Genomic DNA, 19,722 nt, shown 5'->3' on the forward strand with positions numbered 1-19,722 from the left:
GAATGGTGCTCATGATCGCACCAGTCTACGATCCGTCACTCGGCGTCGTCGCCGTCGAGTGCGGCGGAGACCGCGCGCCGGACGAGCTCGCTTCCGTAGCCGCGCCGCATGAGGAATGCGGACAGTCGACGCTCGGCGACCCGGCGATCGAGACCGCCCAGCTGTCGCGCCCGGCGCTCGGCGATGAGGAGCGCATGCTCGAACTCCACGTCGGGGTCGAGCGTGTCGACTGCCTCGCGGGCGAGCTCGTCGTCGATGCCGCGGCGACCGAGCTCGTGCAGCACCGCGCCGCTCCCCCGCCCTCGCCGTACGCCGTGACTGTGCACCAGCTGTTCGGCGAGCCGACGGTCGTCGAGATAGCCGAGCCGCGCGTACCGCTCGACCCACTCCTCTACCTCGCCCTCGTCGAGCCCGTGCTCGACGAGGATCGCCCGGACCTCGGACACCGACAGCGACGAACGCCGAAGGCGCGAGACGATCAGCCGGTCGATGCGGTCGTCGCGCTCCAGGCCCGTCTCGTCGAGCCCGGCACCCGCGTCGGACGTGGTCCGCTGCTGCTCCGCCCCGCCCCGGGCGGCGCCCTCGGATCCCTCCGACGGTGCCGCCCACGGCAGGTAGGTGACCGGCGCGAGTCGCTCGTTCCCCTGCTCGGTCATCGGATCCGCCCGCTCAGGCGCCCTTGCGCTTCGAAGCGATCGACTCGACGTTCGCCGGCGCCGCGGCCGCCGGGGCACCGGCGGCCTGGCCGATGCCGAGCTTCGCGAGGATCTTCTTCTCGATGTCGGCGGCGATGTCGGGGTTCTGGAGGAGGAAGTTGCGGGCGTTCTCCTTGCCCTGGCCGAGCTGGTCGCCGTCGTACGTGTACCAGGCGCCGGACTTCTTCACGATGCCCTGGTCGACGCCGTAATCGATGAGGCTGCCCTCGCGCGAGATGCCCACGCCGTAGAGGATGTCGAACTCGGCCTGCTTGAACGGCGGGGCCATCTTGTTCTTCACGACCTTCACGCGCGTGCGGTTGCCGACCGCATCGGACCCGTCCTTCAGCGTCTCGATGCGACGGATGTCGAGCCGCACCGATGCGTAGAACTTCAGCGCCTTGCCGCCCGCCGTGGTCTCGGGGCTGCCGAAGAATACGCCGATCTTCTCGCGGAGCTGGTTGATGAAGATCGCCGTCGTCTTGGTCTGGTTGAGCCCACCGGTGAGCTTGCGCAGGGCCTGCGACATGAGTCGCGCTTGGAGGCCGACGTGCGAGTCGCCCATCTCGCCCTCGATCTCGGCCCGAGGCACGAGCGCCGCGACCGAGTCGATGACGACGAGGTCGATCGAGCCGGAGCGGATCAGCATGTCGGCGATCTCGAGCGCCTGCTCACCCGTGTCGGGCTGCGAGACGAGCAGCGAGTCGATGTCGACGCCGAGCTTCTTCGCGTAGTCGGGGTCGAGTGCGTGCTCCGCGTCGATGAACGCCGCGATGCCGCCCGCGCGCTGCACGTTCGCGATCGCGTGGAGCGTCAGGGTCGTCTTACCGGAGGACTCCGGCCCGTAGATCTCGATGATGCGGCCGCGCGGAAGGCCGCCGACGCCGAGCGCGACATCGAGTGCGATGGAACCGGTGGGGATGATCTCGACCGGTGCGCGCTCCTCGCTGCCGAGGCGCATCACCGATCCCTTGCCGAACTGGCGGTCGATCTGGGCGAGTGCGGTCTCGAGGGCCTTCTCGCGGTCTGCGGGTGATGGCATCGGTGCTCCTTCGTGGTGGTGACGGCTGCCTCTAGGCTGTCGTTCCGCGTGCCAGGCCGTGACCCGGCACGTCTCGCGACAAGGCGGTTGCGGTGTGTTCCGACGCCTCCGACCGTATGGTCGGCCACCGACATCCGGCGCCCGAGAGCGCTCGTCTGTGGATGGGTGCGTCATCCCTCCTGCTGTTGAGGAGCCTAACGCAGCATCCGAACGCATGTTCGATGCGCGCCCCGGCGTGTCGAACGCGTCTTCGGGCGCGTCCTTCGACTATCGCGAGGTCCGCTCGCCCGGGTCCGGACGCCCCACTCCGTGACGACGCGCCTCCGGGACATCCGTCGCCGCGCAGAGCGCGAACCAGACGTCGCGCGGAGCCAGGCCCGCGGCCAGCGCCTCGCGCGCGGTGCGATTGCCGAGCTCGACGAGCACGAGGTCGTTCACCACGACGTCCCCGTACCCGGGGCCGAACTCCTGCTCGACCGCCAGCGCGAACTCACTGCGTTTCACCGATGGACCTCCGGACGTGCGAACGGCCGGTCACGAGGACCGGCCGTTCGAGTGGATCTGTGGATCAGCGGACCATCATGTCCGCGTCGAACTCCGCCACCAGCTCGTCGGGGAGGCTGTCGGGCACCGACGGGGCGTTGAGCCCCTCGAGCACCGCGATGCGGTCGCCGACCTCGTGCATGATCACGGAGATGGGAGTGTCGAGCGCGTCCGCGACGGACGCGAGGATCTCGCTCGAGGCCTCCTTCTGGCCGCGCTCCACCTCGCTGAGGTAGCCGAGTGCGACGCTCGCCTTGCTGGCGACCTGGCGGAGGGTCCGGCCCTTCTGCAGGCGGAAGTCCCTCAGCACGTCGCCGATCTCCTGTCGAACCAGAACCATCGGAACCTCCCTCGTCTCACCTGCGACCCCCGACCGGGGCCGGTACGGGGAGGTCAGTCTAGCGCCTCTTCCCGTTCACCGAGCCTACCCGTGGTCACTGGTGTTTTGCTCTGAACCCGACACCTGTAACAGGGAGTTCACGCGACCTATTCCCCCGTCTCCCGACGGTGGGGCCCACGATCGGGTGCGGATGCCGTGGGCGCCTCCACCGCAGGCAGGGCACCGGTCGGGACGGGCGCCGGCGACGACTCCAGGCGTGCACGGCGTCGCTTCAACCAGACACCGGTCGCCACGATGACCGCGAGCGTGCCGTACGCGACGATCGCGAACGGGCTGTGCACGAGGTACAGCACGTCCCCCTGGCTGATCGCCATCGACTTGCGCAACTGCTCCTCGGCCATCGGTCCGAGGATCCCGCCGACGACCATCGGCGCGACCGGATAGCCGTATCGGCGCATGAGGAACCCGACGAGCCCGACGGCCAGGAGCGTCACGGTGTCGATGACGTTGAAGTGCAGGGCGTAGGCCCCGAGACCCGCGAACGCGAGGATGCCTCCGTAGAGGTAGGGGCGCGGGATGCGGAGCACCTTGACCCACATGCCCACGAGGGGGAGGTTCAGGACGATGAGGAGCACGTTGCCGATGTAGAGGCTCGCGATGAGCGCCCAGACCAGGCCCGACTGGTTCTCGAAGAGGAGGGGGCCGGGGCGGATCCCGTAGGACTGGAAGGCGGAGATGATGATCGCGGCCGTCGCGGTCGTCGGCAGGCCGAGCGTCAGCAGCGGCACGAGCACGCCCGCCGCGGCGGCGTTGTTCGCCGACTCCGGACCCGCGACGCCCTCGATGGCGCCGCGGCCGAACTCGGCCCGCGCCTCGCCCTTCGCCAGCCGCCGCTCGGTGGCGTAGGACAGGAACGTCGCGACGTCGGCCCCGCCCGCGGGGATCGTGCCGATGGGGAATCCGATGGCGGTCCCGCGGAGCCACGGCTTCCAGGAGCGTCGGAGGTCGTCGCGCGTCAGCCAGGTGCGCCACCCCCGATCGACCGGGATGACGCGGACGGAGCCGTGGCGGAGCCGGGAGGCCACGTACAGCGTCTCCCCCACCGCGAACAGGCCGACGGCGATGAGCACCACGTCGATCCCGTCCGCGAGGCTCCGGATGCCGAACGTGTACCGCTGCTGGCCAGAGAGCACCTCCGTGCCGACGAGGCCGAGGACGAGGCCGAGGCCGAGCGAGACGAGCCCGCGGGGGACGCTCGAGCCCAGCAGTGCGCCCACGGTGAGGAACGCGACCACGATGAGCGCGAAGTAGTCGGCCGGGCCGAGCTGCACGGCGAGCCGCGCGATGCCCGGCGCCAGGAAGGTGAGCAGCACGGTCGCGACGGTGCCGGCGACGAACGAACCGATGGCGGCGGTGGCGAGCGCCGCGGCGCCGCGGCCGGCCTTGGCCATCCGGTTGCCCTCGAGCGCAGTGACGATCGACGCGGACTCACCCGGCGTGTTCAGCAGGATCGACGTCGTCGAGCCGCCGTACATGCCGCCGTAGTAGATCCCCGCGAAGAGGATGAGCGCGCCGGTCGGGTCGAGCGTGTAGGTCAGCGGCAGCAGCAGCGCGACGGTCATGGCCGGCCCGATGCCCGGCAGCACGCCGACGGCCGTGCCGATGAACACGCCGAAGAGCGCGGTGAGCAGGTACTGCGGCTGCAGAGCGGTCGAGAAGCCCTCGAGCAGGGCGGTGAGGCTATCCATGGAAGATGGGGATCCAGTTCAGGGCGGGTCCGGCCGGGAGCGAGAGCCCGAGCCAGGTGCCGAAGACGAATTGGGTGACGAGCCCGAGCGCGAGCCCGATGCCCAACGCCGCCCACCGACCCTTCGCGCCGAGCGCGATCGCCGCGCCGCCGAAGACGACGGCGACGGCCACGGGCCATCCGGCGAGGTCGATGAGGACGAGCTGCGAGAGGAAGACGACGACCAGCTTCGCCACCGTCGTCCAGTCGGTCCTGGCATCCGGGTCGACGTCCTCGCCGTCGTCGGGGAGGCCGCGGCGGCCGCGCAGCAGCCCGATGAGGACGGCCAGCGCGGCGAGCACCAGGAGCACGCCGACCGCGTACGGGAACGCCCGCGGGCCGAGCACGCTCGCCGAACCCGGCGGAACGCGGATCGCGCCCGCACCGGCGATCGTGCCGATGCCCACGAGGAGGCCCGCACCGGCGAAGACGTACTCGCCTGCCGACCGCACCGGGCTCCGGGGCGGGAGGGTCCCCTCCGGCGCGGATGCGCCGGAGGGGACCGGGGCGACGTCGGTCACGACGAGACCAGGCCGATCGTCTGCAGCGTCTGCGAGACCTCGTCGATGTTGCCGTCGAGGAAGCTCGAGAACTCGTCGCCGACGAGGAAGGCGTCCGCCCACCCCTTCTGCTCGAGCGTGTCGGTCCATGCCCCGGTGCCGTGCAGGTCGGTCACCAGCGTGCGGAGCGCGTCGGACTCGTCGTCCGAGAGCCCACCCGGCGCGAGCAGCCCCCGCCAGTTCGTCAGCTCGACGTCGTAGCCCTCCTCGGCGAGGGTCGGGGTGTCCGGAAGCAGGTCGACGCGCTCGGGCGACGAGACCGCCAGCGCGCGGAGCTCGCCGGCCTCGATCTGCTCGACGAACTCGCCGACGCCCGAGATGCCCGCCTGCACGGTGTTGCCGAGCAGCATCGTCACCGCCTCGCCGCCGCCCGAGTTCGGGATGTAGTTGAGCGTCGATGGGATGTCGGCGGGGTCGACGCCCGCCTCCGTCAGCAGCATCCCGGCGAGGATGTGGTCGGCACCGCCCGCCGAGCCGCCCGTGACCGAGATCGCGGCGCCCTGCTCGACGATCGCGTCGACCAGGTCCTCGGTCGTGGTGTACGGCGACGAAGCCGGCACGACGAGCACGAGCGCCTCCTCGGTGAGCCGGGCGATCGGCGTCATGTCCTCGATGCGGACCTCCGACGCGTTCGTCTCGACCGCGCCGACCATCACGAGGCCCGTGATCATGAGCGTCGCGGGATCCGTCTCGTTCGCGAGCGACGCGAGGCCGACGGTGCCGCCCGCACCGCCGATGTTCTGGACGGGCGCGGACGACACGATGCCCTCGTCGGTCAGGACCTGCGCGATCGCCCGCGCGGTCTGGTCCCAACCGCCACCGGGATCGGCGGGGGCGATGACGTTGACGCTCCGGATGGCGGCGGCCTCCGAGCCGCCGCCATCCGAGGACGCGGCCGGCGAGGCGCACGCGGCCAGGCCGAGCGCGGCCGCGAGGCCGAGGCCGACGGCGACGGTGCGCGTGGTGCGCGAACGGACGGGGGTCCGGGCGGGGCTGGCGGCCGCGGGGGACGGCCGATTCGATGATCGCAAAGCTCCTCCTTGAGTTCCCGGCTTCCTCGCCGGGGGGACGATCGGTGGGTTCCGACGGTAGGCCCGCACCGATCCGCCGGGCGGCTTGCGGTCGTAAGGGTGGTATCGGTCGTTGCGGCCGTTTCGGTCGTATCGGTCGCGACCGACCGTGCGGCGACGCGTCAGGCATGCGGCAGACTTGTGCGGTGGGCCGGTCGATGACGCTGGGGATGCAGCTGCTGCTGCTCCAGGTCGCGATCGTGCTCGTCACGGTCGTCGGCACCGGCGTCACGGCGATGCTCATCCAGGAGCACCAGCTCCGCGAGGCGTACCAGGACCGCATGATCGCGGTCGCGCAGTCCGTCGCCCGCCTCCCGGTCATCCTCGGCGCCTTCGACGACGACGACCCCTCGGCCGCGATCCAGCCCGTCGCCGAGGTCGTGCGGAACGCCTCCGACGTGACCTACGTCGTGGTGACGGATGCCGCGGGAATCCGCTACTCCCACCCGAACCCCGAGCGGATCGGCGAGCGCGTCTCGACCGACCCGGCGATCCCCCTGTCCGGGCAGGTCTACGTCGGCACGCAGACCGGGACGCTCGGCGAGTCCTGGCGCGTGAAGGTGCCGATCTTCGGCGACGAGGGCGAGGTCATCGGCCAGGTCTCGGTCGGGATCCTCGAGTCGGAGCTGCGCGCCGATTTCCTCGGCGGCCTCGGCGGCCTGCTCGCCGCGCTGGCGGTCGCCGCGCTGGCCGGCGTCGTCGGGTCGGCGTGGATCGGACGAGTCATCCGTCGCCGCATCTACGGACTCGAACCCGACGAGATCCGCGCCATGCTCGAGACCCGGCAGGCGATGCTGCACGGCATCCGCGAGGGCATCGTCGCCGTGGACGACCGCGACCGCGTGGTGCTGATGAACGACGCGGCGGCGCGGCTGCTCGGCGTGGCGGAGCCGGAGTCCGTGCTCGGGCGGCCCGTGGCCGACGTGCTCGATGCGGAGCTCGCGCACGTCGTCGCATCCGCCGAGGAGCAGGAAACGCTCGTGCTCTCCGGCGAGCGCGTCCTGCTGGTGCACGGCGACCGCGTCCGCGTCGACGGCCGCGAGGTGGGCTCGATCGCGATCCTCCGCGACCGCACCGAGCTCGAGGCGGTGCTCCGCGAGCTGCAGGGCGCGCAGGGGCTCGCCGAAGGGCTGCGCGCGCAGTCTCACGAGTTCTCCAACACGCTCCACGTCGTGAGCGGCCTGCTCGAGCTTGGCGACGTCGACGCCGCGATCGCCTACATCCAGCGCGTCGGCGGCGGCGGCGCCCTCTCGTCGCTCGCCGACCGGGGCGGCATCGGCGATGTCGAGACCGCGGCCCTCGTGCTGGCGAAGCGGTCGCGGGCGCACGAGCTCGCGATCGAACTGGAGCTCGCGCCCGACTCGCACCTGTCGCCGATAGAGGACGCCGGGTTCCGCACCGACCTGGTGACGGTGGTGGGCAACCTGCTCGACAACGCCATTGAGGCGTGCGTACTCGGCGGGCGCGTCCGCATCGGCATCCGGGACGATCGGGAGCCGGGCGTCGTGGTCGTCCGCGTCGACGACGACGGCCCCGGCGTGCCGGAGGATCGCCGTGCCGAGATCTTCGAGCCGGACGTGACGGGCAAGGGGCCCACGGACGGCAAGGCGCGGCGCGGCATCGGCCTCACCATCGTGCGCCGCGTCGCGGCACGCCTCGGCGGCGACGCCACCGTGGATCGCGCCCCGTCGGGCGGCGCCCGGTTCACGGTGCACCTGCCCGCGCCGGAGTCGGCCGTCGAGGCCACCGGGACGGCCGCGCGCACCGTGGAGCCCGCGTGAACCCGGTCAGCGTGCTCATCGTCGATGACGACCCCGCCGTTGCGCGCATCAACCGTGCATTCGTCGACGCCGTGCCCGGGTTCGCCGTCGTGGCCGAGGCGCACACCGGCGCCGAGGCCCTGCGCGCCGTCGCGCGGCACCGTCCCGACCTCGTCCTGCTCGACGTGTACCTGCCGGACCTCGGCGGGCTCGACGTGTTGCGGCGGATCCGCGCGGCGGGCGACGAGGTCGAGGTCGTCGCCGTGACCGCGGCGCGCGACCTCGAGACGGTCCGACGCGCCCGGCTCCTCGGCGTGCGTCATTACCTCGTGAAGCCGTTCTCGCGCACGAGCCTCGTGAAGCGGCTCGACGAGGTGCGTCGCGGGCTCATCGCCGATCGGGCGGGACACGCCGGCGAGCTCGACCAGGGCGCCGTCGACCGGATCCTCGGCTCGGTGCTCGACGCGGATGTGCTGCCCAAGGGGCTGTCGGCGATCACGCTCGAGCGCGTCGAGGCCGACCTGTCCTCGCGCGAGGACGACGCGTCGGCGGCCGAGATCGCGGAGGCGCTCGGCATGGCGCGGGTGAGCGCGCGCCGCTACCTCGAGCACCTCGTGGCCGTCGGGGCCGCCCAGGTCGCGCCGCGGTACGGGAGCGCGGGGCGCCCGGAGCACCGATACCGGATGGCGCGTCGCTGAGGTCGTGACGCGCCCCGGTCACCGTCAGCCGGAGTCGCCGGCGTCGAGCCCGTCGGTCGCGTCGAGCGCGTCACCCGAGTCGAGCGCGTCGAGCTCGACGGCCGCCTCGGCGAGGGCGCGCTCGACCGCGGCAAGGCGCACCGTCGGCCGGTCCCCCTGCACGCGGAGCTCGACCGAGCGGATGCCGCGCGGAGACGCCACGCCGATGTACGCCAGCCCCGGCGGCTTCCCGCCCTGCGGGTCCGGGCCCGCGACGCCCGTCGTGGCGAGTCCGAGGTCGGCGGGTCGTCCGTCGACCGCGCAGACGGCGCGGATCCGATCCGCGAGCTCCTCGGCGACCTCGGGGTCGACCGGCCCGCGCTCCTCGAGCAGGTGCGCGTCGACGCCGACGAGCGCGCGCTTGAGCTCGGTCGCGTAGGCCACGACGCCGCCGACGAACACGTCCGACGCGCCGGGCACGTCGACGATCGCGGCGGACAGCAGGCCGCCCGTGAGCGACTCGGCGCAGGCCACCGTGCGCCCCGTGGCCCGGAGTCGTGCGACGAGTTCCGCCGGTTCGCTCACCGCGACTCGGCCCGGTGCTCGCGGCCGAGCCTGATGGCGTCGCGCACGTAGAGCAGGCCGGACCAGACGGTGAGCACGAGCGCCACGGCCATCGCCGCCCAGTTCACCCAGATGATCCAGTCGCCCACGAGCGTCCAGAGCGGGGTGAGGAAGAGCGAGATCGCGATCGCCTGCGCGAAGGTCTTCGCCTTGCCGCCCGAGGAGGCCGGCACCACCGTGCCACGACCCAGCTCGACGAACCGCCATACGGTGATGCCGACCTCGCGGACGACGATGAGGATCGTGACCCACCACCACAGCTCGCCGAGTATCGACAGGCAGACGAGCGCGCCGCTCGTGAGCAGCTTGTCGGCGATGGGATCGAGGAGCTTGCCGAGGTCGGTCACGAGACCGCGCGAGCGCGCAAGGTGGCCGTCGACCCAGTCCGTCGAGATCGCGACGATGAAGATGACCGCGGCCCACCACCGCATGGGGCCGTCGGCTCCGCCATCGGCGAGGAGGAGCCAGAAGAAGATCGGCGCCATGACGATCCGGAGGATCGTGATCGCGTTCGGGAGGTTCCAGTTCGAGATGCGATCACGGCCATCGGGAGCGGTCATGCACCCAGCCTAGCCTCGGCGCCCCGGCCGCCCGGATGCCGATGGTCCCGCTCGTGACGGCCCTCGCAGGACCCGACTCAGTCGCGGCCCGTGAGGCCCCAGGCGTCCTCGTCGTCGTCGGCCTCGACCTCCTCGAGTCCCTCGGGGATGCGCCCGACCGGGTCGTCGTAGCGGTCGTCGACCGGTGCGGCCGGCGCCGGCGCGGCAGCGGGCGGGGCGGCCGGCGTCGCCGGTGCGGACGCCGCGGGCGCGGCAGGTGCGGCCGGCTCCTCGCCGCGCAGCTTGGCGAGGACGCCCGGCAGCTGCTCGGGTGTCACGAGCACGTCGCGCGCCTTCGAGCCCTCGGAGGGACCGACGATCTCGCGCGACTCGAGGAGGTCCATGAGGCGGCCGGCCTTGGCGAAGCCCACGCGGAGCTTGCGCTGCAGCATCGAGGTGGACCCGAACTGGGTGGAGACCACGAGCTCGGCGGCCGCGAGCAGCAGCTCGAGGTCGTCGCCGATGTCGGAGTCGATCTCCTTCCTCTCGACCGCGGCCTCGACGTCCTTCCGGTACTCGGGGCGCGCCTGGCGCGTGACGTGCTTCACGACGCGGTCGATCTCGGTCTCGGTGACCCACGCGCCCTGCACGCGGATCGGCTTCGACGCGCCCATGGGCAGGAACAGCGCGTCGCCCTGGCCGATGAGCTTGTCGGCGCCGGGCTGGTCGAGGATGACTCGGGAGTCGGTGACGCTCGTGACCGCGAACGCGAGACGCGACGGCACGTTGGCCTTGATGAGGCCCGTGACGACGTCGACCGACGGCCGCTGGGTGGCGAGCACGAGGTGGATGCCGGACGCGCGGGCCAGCTGCGTGATGCGCACGATCGAGTCCTCGACGTCGCGCGGGGCGACCATCATCAGGTCGGCGAGCTCGTCGACCACGACGAGCAGGTACGGGTAGGGCTTGAGCTTGCGCTCGCTGCCGGCCGGCAGCTTGATCTCGTCGGCCACCACGGCCGCGTTGAAGTCGTCGATGTGGCGGAACCCGAACGACGCGAGGTCGTCGTACCGCATGTCCATCTCCTTCACGACCCACTGCAGCGCCTCGGCCGCCTTCTTCGGGTTCGTGATGATCGGCGTGATGAGGTGGGGCACGCCCGCATACGGCGCCAGCTCGACGCGCTTGGGGTCGATCAGCACCATCCGCACCTCGGACGGCTTCGCCCGCATCAGCAGGCTCGTGATCATCGAGTTCACGAAGCTCGACTTGCCCGAACCGGTGGAGCCGGCCACGAGCAGGTGCGGCATCTTGGCGAGGTTCGCGACGACGTAGCCGCCGCCGACGTCCTTGCCGACGCCGATCGTCATCGGGTGCTTGGCGTTCACCGCGGCGCCGGAGCGCAGCACGTCGCCGAGCGTGACCGTCTCGCGGTCGGCGTTCGGGATCTCGACGCCGATCGCCGACTTGCCGGGGATCGGCGAGAGGATGCGGACCTCGTTGGAGGCGACCGCGTACGAGAGGTTCTTCGACAGCGCGGTCACGCGCTCGACCTTGACGCCCGGCCCGAGCTCGATCTCGTACTGCGTCACCGTCGGGCCGCGGGAGAAACCCGTGACCTTCGCGTCGACGCCGAACTGCTCGAGCACGCCGGTGATCTGCCGCACGACCTCGTCGTTCACCGCGGAACGCGTCTTCGCGGGCGCGCCCGCCGCGAGCGTCGAGGACGCCGGCAGGTGGTACGGCCGGTCGGGCAGGTCGTGGTGCTCGTCGGCGGATGCCGCGGGGTCGGCGGTCGCGGCGGCATCGCCGACCGCTGCGCCCGCGACCGGCCCGGCCGCGGCAGCCGCGGGCGCGAGGACCTCGGTCGCTCCGGCATCGTCGCCCCGGAGGCCCGTTCCGTCGCCGGCCACCTCGCCGGTGAAGCGCTGCAGCGCGGACTCGGCCCGTTCGAGGTCGTCGATGACGCCCGCGCCGTACGGGTCGGCGGGTCGGACCCCCTCGAGCGGCGTGTCGAAGCTGCCTGCGGCGGAGCCCTCGCCGAACACCTCCGTGATGCCGTCGGCGCCCGCGTCGGCGAACTCGGGGTCCTCCTCGCGGTTCGACGCGTTGCGGCGCCACCAGGGCAGCAGCCCGCCCGAGGGCGCCTCGTCGTCGATGCCGTCGAGCTCGACCTGCTCGGAGCGGCCCGCCTTGGACCGGCGCTTCGGCTTCGCCTCCGCCGCGGCCTTCTCCGCCGAACCCTCGTCGTCGCCCTCGATCGCGCCGAAGAGCCACGCGTACAGCTCACGGAAGCGCTGCGGGATCCGGTTCGGCGGCGTCTTCGTGAGGATCAGGAGCGAGAGCACCACCAGGACCGCGAGCACGATTCCGGCGCCGACGTCGGTGATGAGGAGGATCATCGGCTCGGCGAGCATCCAGCCGAGGATGCCGCCCGCACCGGCCAGCACGGGCATCCCCTCGCTCGGCGACGGCTGGCCGCCGAACAGGTGGCAGAGCCCGGAGACGGTGATGAGCAGCATCCCGAGGCCGATGCCGATGCGCGTGTTGTCGTGCACCGAGCTCGGGTGCCGGAACAGCCACACGGCGAACATGAGCATCACGACGGGGAGCGCGAACGCCACGCGTCCGAAGAGCCCGCCGAACGTGTACGCGTCGAGCGTCTGGGCCACGGGGTCGTTGATGAAGAACCACTCGACGATGGCGCCCGACACCGCGAGCAGCACCAGGAAGAAGGGAAGGCCGTCGCGGCGCTCCTCCTTCGCGAGCGTCTCGGGGCCGAGCGCCCGCGCGGCGCCGCCGGTCAGGTGGGCGAGCCCCATCCAGGCGCGGACGACGATCCCCGGTCGATCGGACTTCGGGGGTGCGCTGCGCGCCGCGCGCGTCGACGTGCGCTGCGCCGGCAGCTTCTTCGTGGGCGCGTTGCGCGTCGACGAGCCGCGCCCGGACGCGCCCGAGGCGCGACCGTTCGACCTGGTGCTCGTAGCCATGCGTTCCACGTTACGGCCCGCCGACGACGCAGGCGCGCAGGCCGGACGAGTGTCGGGCAGTCGACGCCGCTCCGCGTGCCCCTGCGTCAGCGCAGCCGGCGGACCATGGTGTCGCGGCCGTTCGCCGAGGCGATCACCGCGAATCCCTCCGAGCGGTAGAGCTCGTGCGCGAAGTTGCCGTGCTCGACCGACAGCGCGAGCCTGGCGTAGCCGCCGGATCGCGCATCCTCGGTGAGCGCGCGGAGCAGTGCCCGGCCGACGCCCTGGGCGCGCCACAGCGGGCGCACGCCGATGATGAGCTCGGGCACGCCGGTCGCCACGAAGCCCTGCGACGGACGGTCCGCACCGAAGAGCCGGTACCACGCCGCTCCGACCGGGCGCCCTTCGGGATCGACGGCGACGACGCCGCGATCCGCGGGTCGCTGCCATCCGGCGACATAGGCCGCGTGGCTCGCATCGCCGAGCACGACGTGCCGAGGTCGCGTCGCCCCGGCGCGCCAGTTCGCAGCCTCGACGAGCATGTCGGCGAGGAAGCCGCCGTCCGCGGAATCCGCTGGCCGGATGGAGAAGCCCACCATGCACGGAGCGTACGCGGGCGCTGTTTCGGGGGTGTTTCGCGAACCGGGGGCCGCGGCACCCCTTCGACCTATGCCTCGATCACGAGCGGCACCAGCATCGGGCGGCGGCGCAGGCGCCGGTTCACCCAGCCGCCCACGGTGCGGCGGACCGTCTGCTGCAGCGCGTGCGGGTCGCGCACCCCGTGGTGTGCGGCGTCCGCGAGCGCGGCGACGATCTTCGGCTTGACGTCCTCGAACACGGCGTCGTCCTCGGCGAAGCCGCGCGCGTGGATCTCGGGGCCGACGATCACACGGCCGGTCGAGGCATCCACCACGACGATCACCGAGATGAACCCCTCCTCGCCGAGGATCCGGCGGTCCTTCAGGTCGGCGTCCGTGATCTCGCCGACCGTCGAGCCGTCGACGTAGACGAAGCCCAGGTCGAGCTGGCCGGCGAGGCTGACCTCGCCGTCTCGCAGGTCGAGCACGGTGCCGTTCTCGGCGAGGAACGTGCGTTCCGCGGGGATGCCCGTGTCCTGGGCGAGGCGCGCGTTCGCGACCAGGTGCCGGTACTCGCCGTGCACCGGAAGCACGTTGCGCGGCTGCAGGATGTTGTAGCAGTAGAGCAGTTCACCCGCCGCAGCGTGACCGGAGACGTGCACCTTCGCGTTGCCCTTGTGCACGACGTTCGCACCGAGCTTCGTGAGCCCGTCGATCACGCGGTACACCGCGTTCTCGTTGCCGGGGATCAGGCTCGACGCGAGGATGACGGTGTCGCCCTCGCCGATCTCGATCTGGTGGTCGCGGTTCGCCATGCGGCTGAGCACGGCCATGGGCTCGCCCTGCGAGCCGGTCGACATGTAGACGATCCGGTCGTCGGGGATGTCGCCGGCCTTCTTGAAGTCGACCAGCACGCCCTCGGGGACGTCGAGGTACCCGAGGTCGGCCGCGATGGTCATGTTCCGCACCATGGAGCGGCCGAGGAGCGCCACGCGGCGGCCGTTCTGGTGCGCCGCGTGCAGCACCTGCTGCACCCGGTGGACGTGGCTCGAGAAGCTCGCGACGATGACGCGCCGCGGGGAGCGTGCGATGACCTCGTCGAGCACCGGCCCGATCGAGCGCTCGAGCGGCGTGAAGCCGGGCACGTCGGCGTTCGTCGAGTCGACGAGGAAGAGGTCCACGCCCGCCTTGCCGAGCCGCGCGAACTCGCGGAGGTCGGTCAGCCGGCCGTCGAGCGGCAGCTGGTCCATCTTGAAGTCGCCCGTCGCGAGGACGGTCCCGGCGTCGGTGCGGATCGCGACCGCGAGCGCGTCGGGGATCGAGTGGTTCACCGCGACGAACTCGAGCTCGAACGGGCCGAGCCGCTCGGTCTGCCCCTCCTTCACCGTGAGGCTGTACGGCGCGATGCGGTGCTCCTTGAGCTTCGCCTCGACGAGCGCGAGCGTGAGTTGCGAGCCCACGAGCGGGATGTCGGCGCGCAGCTTCAGAAGGTAGGGCACGGCGCCGATGTGGTCCTCGTGGCCGTGCGTGAGCACGACGGCGACCACGTCGTCGAGGCGCTCCCGGAGGAAGCCGAAGTCGGGCAGGATCAGGTCGACGCCGGGCTGGTGCTCCTCGGGGAACAGCACGCCGCAGTCGACGATCAGCAGCTTCCCGTCGATCTCGAAGCACGTCATGTTGCGGCCGACCTCGCCGAGGCCGCCGATGGGGATGACCCGGAGCGTGCCCGGTTCGAGCGGCTCGGGGTCGATGATCTCGTCGGGCATGTGCCCTCCTCACGTTGCGGTGTTCAGTTCGGTGCGACCCACTCGGTCGCGGATGTCTCGGTCGGGTTCCCCTGGTCGGATGCCTCGTGGCGCGTGCGTGCGGCGGCGCGACTCGGCATCCGTCGCCCGTCAGCGCGTCGTGCCGGCCACCTTGGGCAGCGCGCCGCCCGCGGCGGCGTTGCGGTCGGGGCGGAAGTTGCGGAAGTCGACGCCGGGGATGCCCTGCACGAGGTCGATCTCGTCCTCGATGAGCGCGGCCTCCCACTCCTCGGGACCGACGAGCGGCAGGCGCACGCGCGGGCTGCCGATGCGGCCGAGGCCGTGGAGGATGTACTTCGCGGCGACGGTGCCCGGCACGTGCGTCATGACGGCCCGGACGAGCGGTTCGAGCCGTTGGTGCTCGGCGGTCGCGGCCTTCAGGTCGCCGCGGTTCACGGCGTCGACGATGGTGCGGTACGGGGCGGGGGCGATGTTCGCGGTCACGCCGATGAGGCCCGTCGCGCCGATCGCGAGGTGCGGGAGCACGTTCGCGTCATCACCCGAGAAGTACATGAGGTCGGTCTGGTTGAGCACCCGGCTGACCTCGCTGAAGTCGCCCTTGGCGTCCTTGATGGCGAGGATGTTCGGGTGCTTGGCGAGCCGCAGGATCGTCTCGTACTTGATCGGCACGCCGGTTCGGCCCGGGATGTCGTAGAGGATCACGGGCAGGTCGGTGGCATCCGCGACGAGGCGGAAGTGCGTGAGGATGCCGGCCTGCGTGGGCTTGTTGTAGTACGGCGTGACGATCATGATGCCGTCGGCGCCCGCCTGCTCGCTGTGCTTGTACAGCTCGATGGCGTGGGCGGTCTCGTTCGACCCGCCGCCGGTGATGATCTTCGCGCGACCGGCGGCGACGTCCTTGCCGACCTCCACGAGGCGGATCTTCTCGGGGTCGGTGAGGGTCGAGGTCTCGCCCGTGGTGCCGGTGACGACGATGCCGTCGGCGCCCGCCGAGATGACGTCGTCGATGTGCTTCTCGACGGCCGGCCAATCGACCTCGCCGTCCGCCGTCATCGGCGTGACGAGCGCGACGAGCACCTGACCGAAGGGATTGACTGCACTCACGCCCTACAGGCTATCGGCTCGCGCCCCGCCGGGCCGCCCCATCTCACCGCTGCTCCGTGGTCTCGGCCGCAGGCCGTGCATCCCGAAGGAGAATCCACTCGACGCGCCGGGCGCGGATGTCGCGTCACGTCGAATCTCCTTCATCGTGCAGCACGACCGGCGTGCCCTGGGGTCGGCGGCGGGCCAGATGCAGGCCGCGATCGAGCTTCGAGAGGATGGCCGCCTCGACGAGTTCCCACTCGTGCACCACCATCGCGTAGTCGAACCGGAGCGTGTCGAATCCGTGCGCGGCCGCGACGGCGTCGCGCACCAGGTCCTTGTGGCGCATCGCGGGTCCGTCGTGATTCTGCTTCCCGTCGACCTCGAGGATGAGGCGGTCGCCGAGCACGAAGTCGACCGTGCCGACGCCCGGAACGGCAACCTGGGAGGCCAGGCCGATGCCCAGACCCCACAGGCGCAGGCGCAGGAGCGACTCGAGCCCGCTGTCGGCGTTCCACCGCGCGAAATCCACCAGCCGACGTCGGTCGAGCGGGAGCCGAGCGCGAAGCGATGCGAGACCGGCCCGAGTGATGAGGCGCCTGCGCATCGCGGATTCGAGCGCGACGAAGAACTCCTCGACCCCGAGGCAGCCGAGCACCTGGGCCAGTGCGGCGACGAGCGATACCCGCCCCGCCGATTGCGGCATGTCGTTCCAGTGCACGACGCAGCTGCACGCGGAGTGCGGGAGGCCTCGACCGTTCGGACGCATGGCGACATGGACCCGCGTGTGATCGCCGAGCAGCCACAGCCCCTCGAGCTGCAGGCGCGACACGCAGCCGACCGCGCCGCCGTGTCGCACCGCGGTCGCGACCGACACGCCCGCCTCCGGGGCAGCGACCCACCCTGGCCTGAGCCTGACGAGCGCGCCGGCGCGCACGGCGCGGTCGAGGTCGCGTCGTGTGGCGTCGGCGGAGCGGAGCACGTCGCGCACGCGGGCGACGTCGCCGAGGTCGGTGCACGCGCGATGCAGCAGGTGGGGCTCGGTCACGCACCGAGCCTGCTCCTCGCTCGCGGACCCGGGCTCGGATGGCAGCCGAGGGACGCATCGTCGCGCGCCCATCGCGCTGTGGAGGGGGAGCTGCCCGCACGCGTCGAAGGAGGTCCTGGGCGACGCCCCGATTCGCGCCGGCGTGTCGCCCCGGTTCTCCTTCGCTTCGACGGCCGCGGCCGTGCGACGCGGGTCAGCGTGCGTAGGTGAGGAAGCGGTGACGGATGCCGGAACGCGAGTCGTGCCATCCGTGCGCAGGATCGGCGGTGACGACGCGCCAGCCCGTCCGGTCGGGCGCGAACGTGTCGCCGTCGACCTCGAGGTCGAGCTCGGTCACCACGAGCCGATCGGCGAGGGCGATCGTGCGCGCGAAGAGCTCTGCGCCGCCGATCACCCAGATGCGGTCGTCGGCGTCGGATGCCGCGAGCGCGAGCGCCTCGTCGACCGAGGCCGCGCGGACCGCTCCGTCGGCGCGCCAGTCGGCCTGCCGGGTGACGACGATGTTCGCCCGGCCCGGGAGCGGCCGGAACCGCTCCGGCAGCGAGTCCCAGGTGCGGCGCCCCATCACGACCGGCGCGCCGTGCGTGGTCCGCTTGAAGTGCGCGAGGTCCTCGGGCACGTGCCACGGCATGCCGCCGCCCGCCCCGATCACTCCCCCGCGCGCTTCCGCCCAGATCAGCCCGATCCGCGGGGCGCCGTCGTCGTCGAACCCGTCGCTCATACGGCGACGGCCGCGCGGATCGCGGGGTGGTGCTCGTAGCCGACGACCTCGAAGTCCTCGAACCGGTAGTCGTCGATCGAGTCCGGGCGGCGGGCGATGCGCAGCGTCGGGTACGCGAACGGCTCCCGTTCGAGCTGGAGGCGCACCTGCTCGACGTGGTTGTCGTAGATGTGGCAGTCGCCGCCCGTCCACACGAAGTCGCCGACCTCGAGCCCGACCTGCTGGGCGACCATGTGGGTGAGCAGTGCGTAGGAGGCGATGTTGAACGGCACGCCGAGGAAGAGGTCGGCGCTGCGCTGGTAGAGCTGGCACGACAGGCGCCCGTCGGCGACGTGGAACTGGAACAGCGCGTGGCACGGCGCGAGCGCCATGTCGGGGATGTCGGCCGGGTTCCACGCCGAGACGATGTGTCGACGGGAATCGGGGTTCGTGCGGATCTGCTCGATGACCTGCGCGACCTGGTCGACCTGGTCGCCCGACGGGGTCGGCCAGCTGCGCCACTGCACCCCGTAGACGGGACCGAGCTCGCCCGAGGCATCCGCCCACTCGTCCCAGATGGTGACGCCGTGCTCCTGCAGCCAGCCCACGTTCGACTCGCCGCGGAGGAACCAGAGCAGCTCGTAGGCGATCGACTTGAAGTGCACGCGCTTGGTCGTGACGAGCGGGAACCCCTGGGACAGGTCGAACCGGATCTGCCGGCCGAACACGCTCCGCGTCCCCGTGCCGGTCCGGTCGGACTTCGGCGTGCCGTGCTCGAGCACGTCGCGGAGCAGGTCTTCGTACGGGGTCGGGATCGCGCTGGCCACGGCGTCAAGGCTACGCCGCCGGGTGGGCACGGCGGGCACGACAGGCGGGCGGATGCCGCGAGCGCCGCCTTCGCGCGTCACCCGGCGTCACACGGCGTGACCGCGTCCTCCCGCCGGACGTAGCCTGCATGGATGGACCTCGCGCCCGCCCTCGTCGTCGGCCTGGGCCTGCCCGCGGTCGCACTCCTGGTCGGACTCGCCTGGCGGGCGCGCGACGGGCGCGTCCGCCGCATCCGGGGCCGGGGCGATGTTCCCGCAGCGGCCGCGTCGGCGATCCACCCGGGCGCGACGGCGTCGGCACCCGAGGCCGAACGGCTCGGACTCGCGGGCGACGCGCTCGGCGCCGGGGCCACCCTCGTTCAGTTCTCGACCGAGTTCTGCAGTCGCTGCCCGGGCACGGCCCGCGTGCTCGCGGAGCTCGCGTCGGAGTACGGCGACGTGCGTCACGTCGACATCGACCTGACCCACCGAGGCGACCTCGCCGACGCGTTCCGCGTGACGCAGACCCCGACCGTCCTCGTGCTCGGTGCCGACGGACGGGCGACGGCGCGCGTGGCCGGCGTGCCCCGCATCGACGAGCTTCGCGACGAACTCGACACCACCACCGGGAGGTCCCGTGTCCGCCACCACGCCTGAGTCCGGCGCCGCATCCGCGGGCCGCCCCGGCATCGACCCGCGCGGGCCGCGCTTCTCGGCGGCGATCACCTCGGTCCTGCTGCTCGCGGTCGTCGTGCTCGGCGTCGGCGGGCTCGACGCGGCGGCGCTCGTGCTCCTCGCCGTCCTCGCGGCGCTCTTCGCCTGGGGAGCGATCGCCGGGGTCGCACGGCACCCGTTCGGCCTGCTGTACCGCGCGCTCGTCCGCCCTCGGCTCGCCCCGCCGACCGAGCTCGAGGACCCGCGCCCGCCGACGTTCGCCCAGCTCGTCGGGTTGGTCGTCACGGCGACGGGACTCGTGCTGGGGATGTTCGGCGTCGGGGCTGCCGTGCCGATCGCGGCGGCCGCGGCGTTCTTCGCGGCCTTCCTCAACGCGGCGTTCGGCTACTGCCTGGGATGCCAGCTCTACCTGCTCCTCGTCCGCGCCCGCGTCATCAGGCCGGCATGACCGCCCGCGCGAC

20 protein-coding genes are annotated in these 19,722 nt (G+C 72.1%); 4 read left to right on the forward strand and 16 right to left on the reverse strand.

Annotation, left to right across the window (positions count from 1 at the left end):
* Positions 1-35 precede the first annotated feature (35 nt).
* The 7 genes from GJR97_RS02560 to GJR97_RS02590 all read right to left on the reverse strand — a co-directional run bounded on the left by GJR97_RS02560 (position 36) and on the right by GJR97_RS02590 (position 5,997).
* On the reverse strand, positions 36-656 hold the full coding sequence (locus tag GJR97_RS02560; protein ID WP_154344977.1) for a regulatory protein RecX: 621 nt from the start codon (positions 654-656) through the stop codon (positions 36-38).
* Between the two features lie 13 nt (positions 657-669).
* On the reverse strand, positions 670-1,737 hold the full coding sequence (recA, locus tag GJR97_RS02565; protein WP_154344978.1) for a recombinase RecA: 1,068 nt from the start codon (positions 1,735-1,737) through the stop codon (positions 670-672).
* A 267-nt stretch (positions 1,738-2,004) separates the two neighbouring features.
* The gene (locus GJR97_RS02570) at positions 2,005-2,241 is read right to left on the reverse strand and encodes a DUF3046 domain-containing protein (protein ID WP_324613056.1); all 237 of its coding nucleotides are present in this window, start codon (positions 2,239-2,241) and stop codon (positions 2,005-2,007) included.
* 64 nt (positions 2,242-2,305) lie between these two features.
* Positions 2,306-2,620: a helix-turn-helix domain-containing protein gene (locus GJR97_RS02575; protein ID WP_129235233.1), complete on the reverse strand. Its 315-nt coding sequence runs from the start codon at positions 2,618-2,620 to the stop codon at positions 2,306-2,308.
* Positions 2,621-2,766: 146 nt separating this feature from the next.
* The gene (locus tag GJR97_RS02580; protein ID WP_154344979.1) at positions 2,767-4,368 is read right to left on the reverse strand and encodes a tripartite tricarboxylate transporter permease; all 1,602 of its coding nucleotides are present in this window, start codon (positions 4,366-4,368) and stop codon (positions 2,767-2,769) included.
* Positions 4,361-4,927, reverse strand: coding sequence for a tripartite tricarboxylate transporter TctB family protein (locus GJR97_RS02585; protein WP_324613057.1), 567 nt, complete (start codon positions 4,925-4,927; stop codon positions 4,361-4,363). Before GJR97_RS02585 ends, GJR97_RS02580 begins: the two co-directional genes overlap by 8 nt.
* Positions 4,924-5,997: a Bug family tripartite tricarboxylate transporter substrate binding protein gene (locus GJR97_RS02590; RefSeq protein WP_154344980.1), complete on the reverse strand. Its 1,074-nt coding sequence runs from the start codon at positions 5,995-5,997 to the stop codon at positions 4,924-4,926. The genes GJR97_RS02585 and GJR97_RS02590 overlap by 4 nt, the downstream gene beginning before the upstream one ends.
* 185 nt (positions 5,998-6,182) lie before the next feature.
* Between GJR97_RS02590 and GJR97_RS02595 the strand changes: the two genes are divergently transcribed.
* A complete protein-coding gene (locus GJR97_RS02595) occupies positions 6,183-7,817 on the forward strand; it encodes a sensor histidine kinase (protein WP_324613058.1) in 1,635 nt (544 codons plus the stop codon).
* Positions 7,814-8,494, forward strand: coding sequence for a response regulator (locus tag GJR97_RS02600; RefSeq protein WP_324613059.1), 681 nt, complete (start codon positions 7,814-7,816; stop codon positions 8,492-8,494). The genes GJR97_RS02595 and GJR97_RS02600 overlap by 4 nt, the downstream gene beginning before the upstream one ends.
* Before the next feature lie 24 nt (positions 8,495-8,518).
* Here the strand turns inward: GJR97_RS02600 and GJR97_RS02605 are convergent, their stop codons facing one another.
* The 9 genes from GJR97_RS02605 to GJR97_RS02645 all read right to left on the reverse strand — a co-directional run bounded on the left by GJR97_RS02605 (position 8,519) and on the right by GJR97_RS02645 (position 18,607).
* Positions 8,519-9,058 carry a CinA family protein gene (locus tag GJR97_RS02605; protein ID WP_324613060.1) on the reverse strand — a complete coding sequence of 180 codons (540 nt, stop codon included), beginning with the start codon at positions 9,056-9,058 and terminating at the stop codon, positions 8,519-8,521.
* On the reverse strand, positions 9,055-9,657 hold the full coding sequence (gene pgsA, locus GJR97_RS02610; protein ID WP_154344982.1) for a CDP-diacylglycerol--glycerol-3-phosphate 3-phosphatidyltransferase: 603 nt from the start codon (positions 9,655-9,657) through the stop codon (positions 9,055-9,057). Before pgsA ends, GJR97_RS02605 begins: the two co-directional genes overlap by 4 nt.
* A 77-nt stretch (positions 9,658-9,734) precedes the next feature.
* The gene (locus GJR97_RS02615) at positions 9,735-12,626 is read right to left on the reverse strand and encodes an FtsK/SpoIIIE family DNA translocase (RefSeq protein ID WP_154344983.1); all 2,892 of its coding nucleotides are present in this window, start codon (positions 12,624-12,626) and stop codon (positions 9,735-9,737) included.
* 86 nt (positions 12,627-12,712) lie between these two features.
* Positions 12,713-13,204, reverse strand: coding sequence for a GNAT family N-acetyltransferase (locus GJR97_RS02620; RefSeq protein ID WP_154344984.1), 492 nt, complete (start codon positions 13,202-13,204; stop codon positions 12,713-12,715).
* Positions 13,205-13,272: 68 nt separating this feature from the next.
* Complete coding sequence (locus GJR97_RS02625) at positions 13,273-14,949, reverse strand: ribonuclease J (protein ID WP_154344985.1); 1,677 nt, start codon at positions 14,947-14,949, stop codon at positions 13,273-13,275.
* Positions 14,950-15,078: 129 nt separating this feature from the next.
* Complete coding sequence (gene dapA, locus GJR97_RS02630; RefSeq protein ID WP_324613061.1) at positions 15,079-16,053, reverse strand: 4-hydroxy-tetrahydrodipicolinate synthase; 975 nt, start codon at positions 16,051-16,053, stop codon at positions 15,079-15,081.
* 124 nt (positions 16,054-16,177) lie between these two features.
* Positions 16,178-17,080: an endonuclease domain-containing protein gene (locus GJR97_RS02635; protein WP_324613062.1), complete on the reverse strand. Its 903-nt coding sequence runs from the start codon at positions 17,078-17,080 to the stop codon at positions 16,178-16,180.
* A 193-nt stretch (positions 17,081-17,273) separates the two neighbouring features.
* Positions 17,274-17,801, reverse strand: a complete 528-nt coding sequence (locus GJR97_RS02640) for a dihydrofolate reductase (protein WP_154344987.1) — start codon at positions 17,799-17,801, stop codon at positions 17,274-17,276.
* Positions 17,798-18,607, reverse strand: coding sequence for a thymidylate synthase (locus GJR97_RS02645; protein ID WP_324613063.1), 810 nt, complete (start codon positions 18,605-18,607; stop codon positions 17,798-17,800). The genes GJR97_RS02640 and GJR97_RS02645 overlap by 4 nt, the downstream gene beginning before the upstream one ends.
* Positions 18,608-18,739: 132 nt before the next feature.
* On the opposite strand from GJR97_RS02645, the gene GJR97_RS02650 reads away from it, so the two are divergent.
* Positions 18,740-19,243, forward strand: a complete 504-nt coding sequence (locus GJR97_RS02650; protein WP_154344988.1) for a thioredoxin family protein — start codon at positions 18,740-18,742, stop codon at positions 19,241-19,243.
* Positions 19,224-19,709, forward strand: a complete 486-nt coding sequence (locus tag GJR97_RS02655) for a DUF4395 domain-containing protein (protein ID WP_324613064.1) — start codon at positions 19,224-19,226, stop codon at positions 19,707-19,709. The genes GJR97_RS02650 and GJR97_RS02655 overlap by 20 nt, the downstream gene beginning before the upstream one ends.
* The last annotated feature ends 13 nt before the right edge of the window (positions 19,710-19,722 follow it).

The organism is Agromyces kandeliae (assembly GCF_009674665.1).
GTDB classification, from domain to species: Bacteria; Actinomycetota; Actinomycetes; order Actinomycetales; family Microbacteriaceae; genus Agromyces; species Agromyces kandeliae.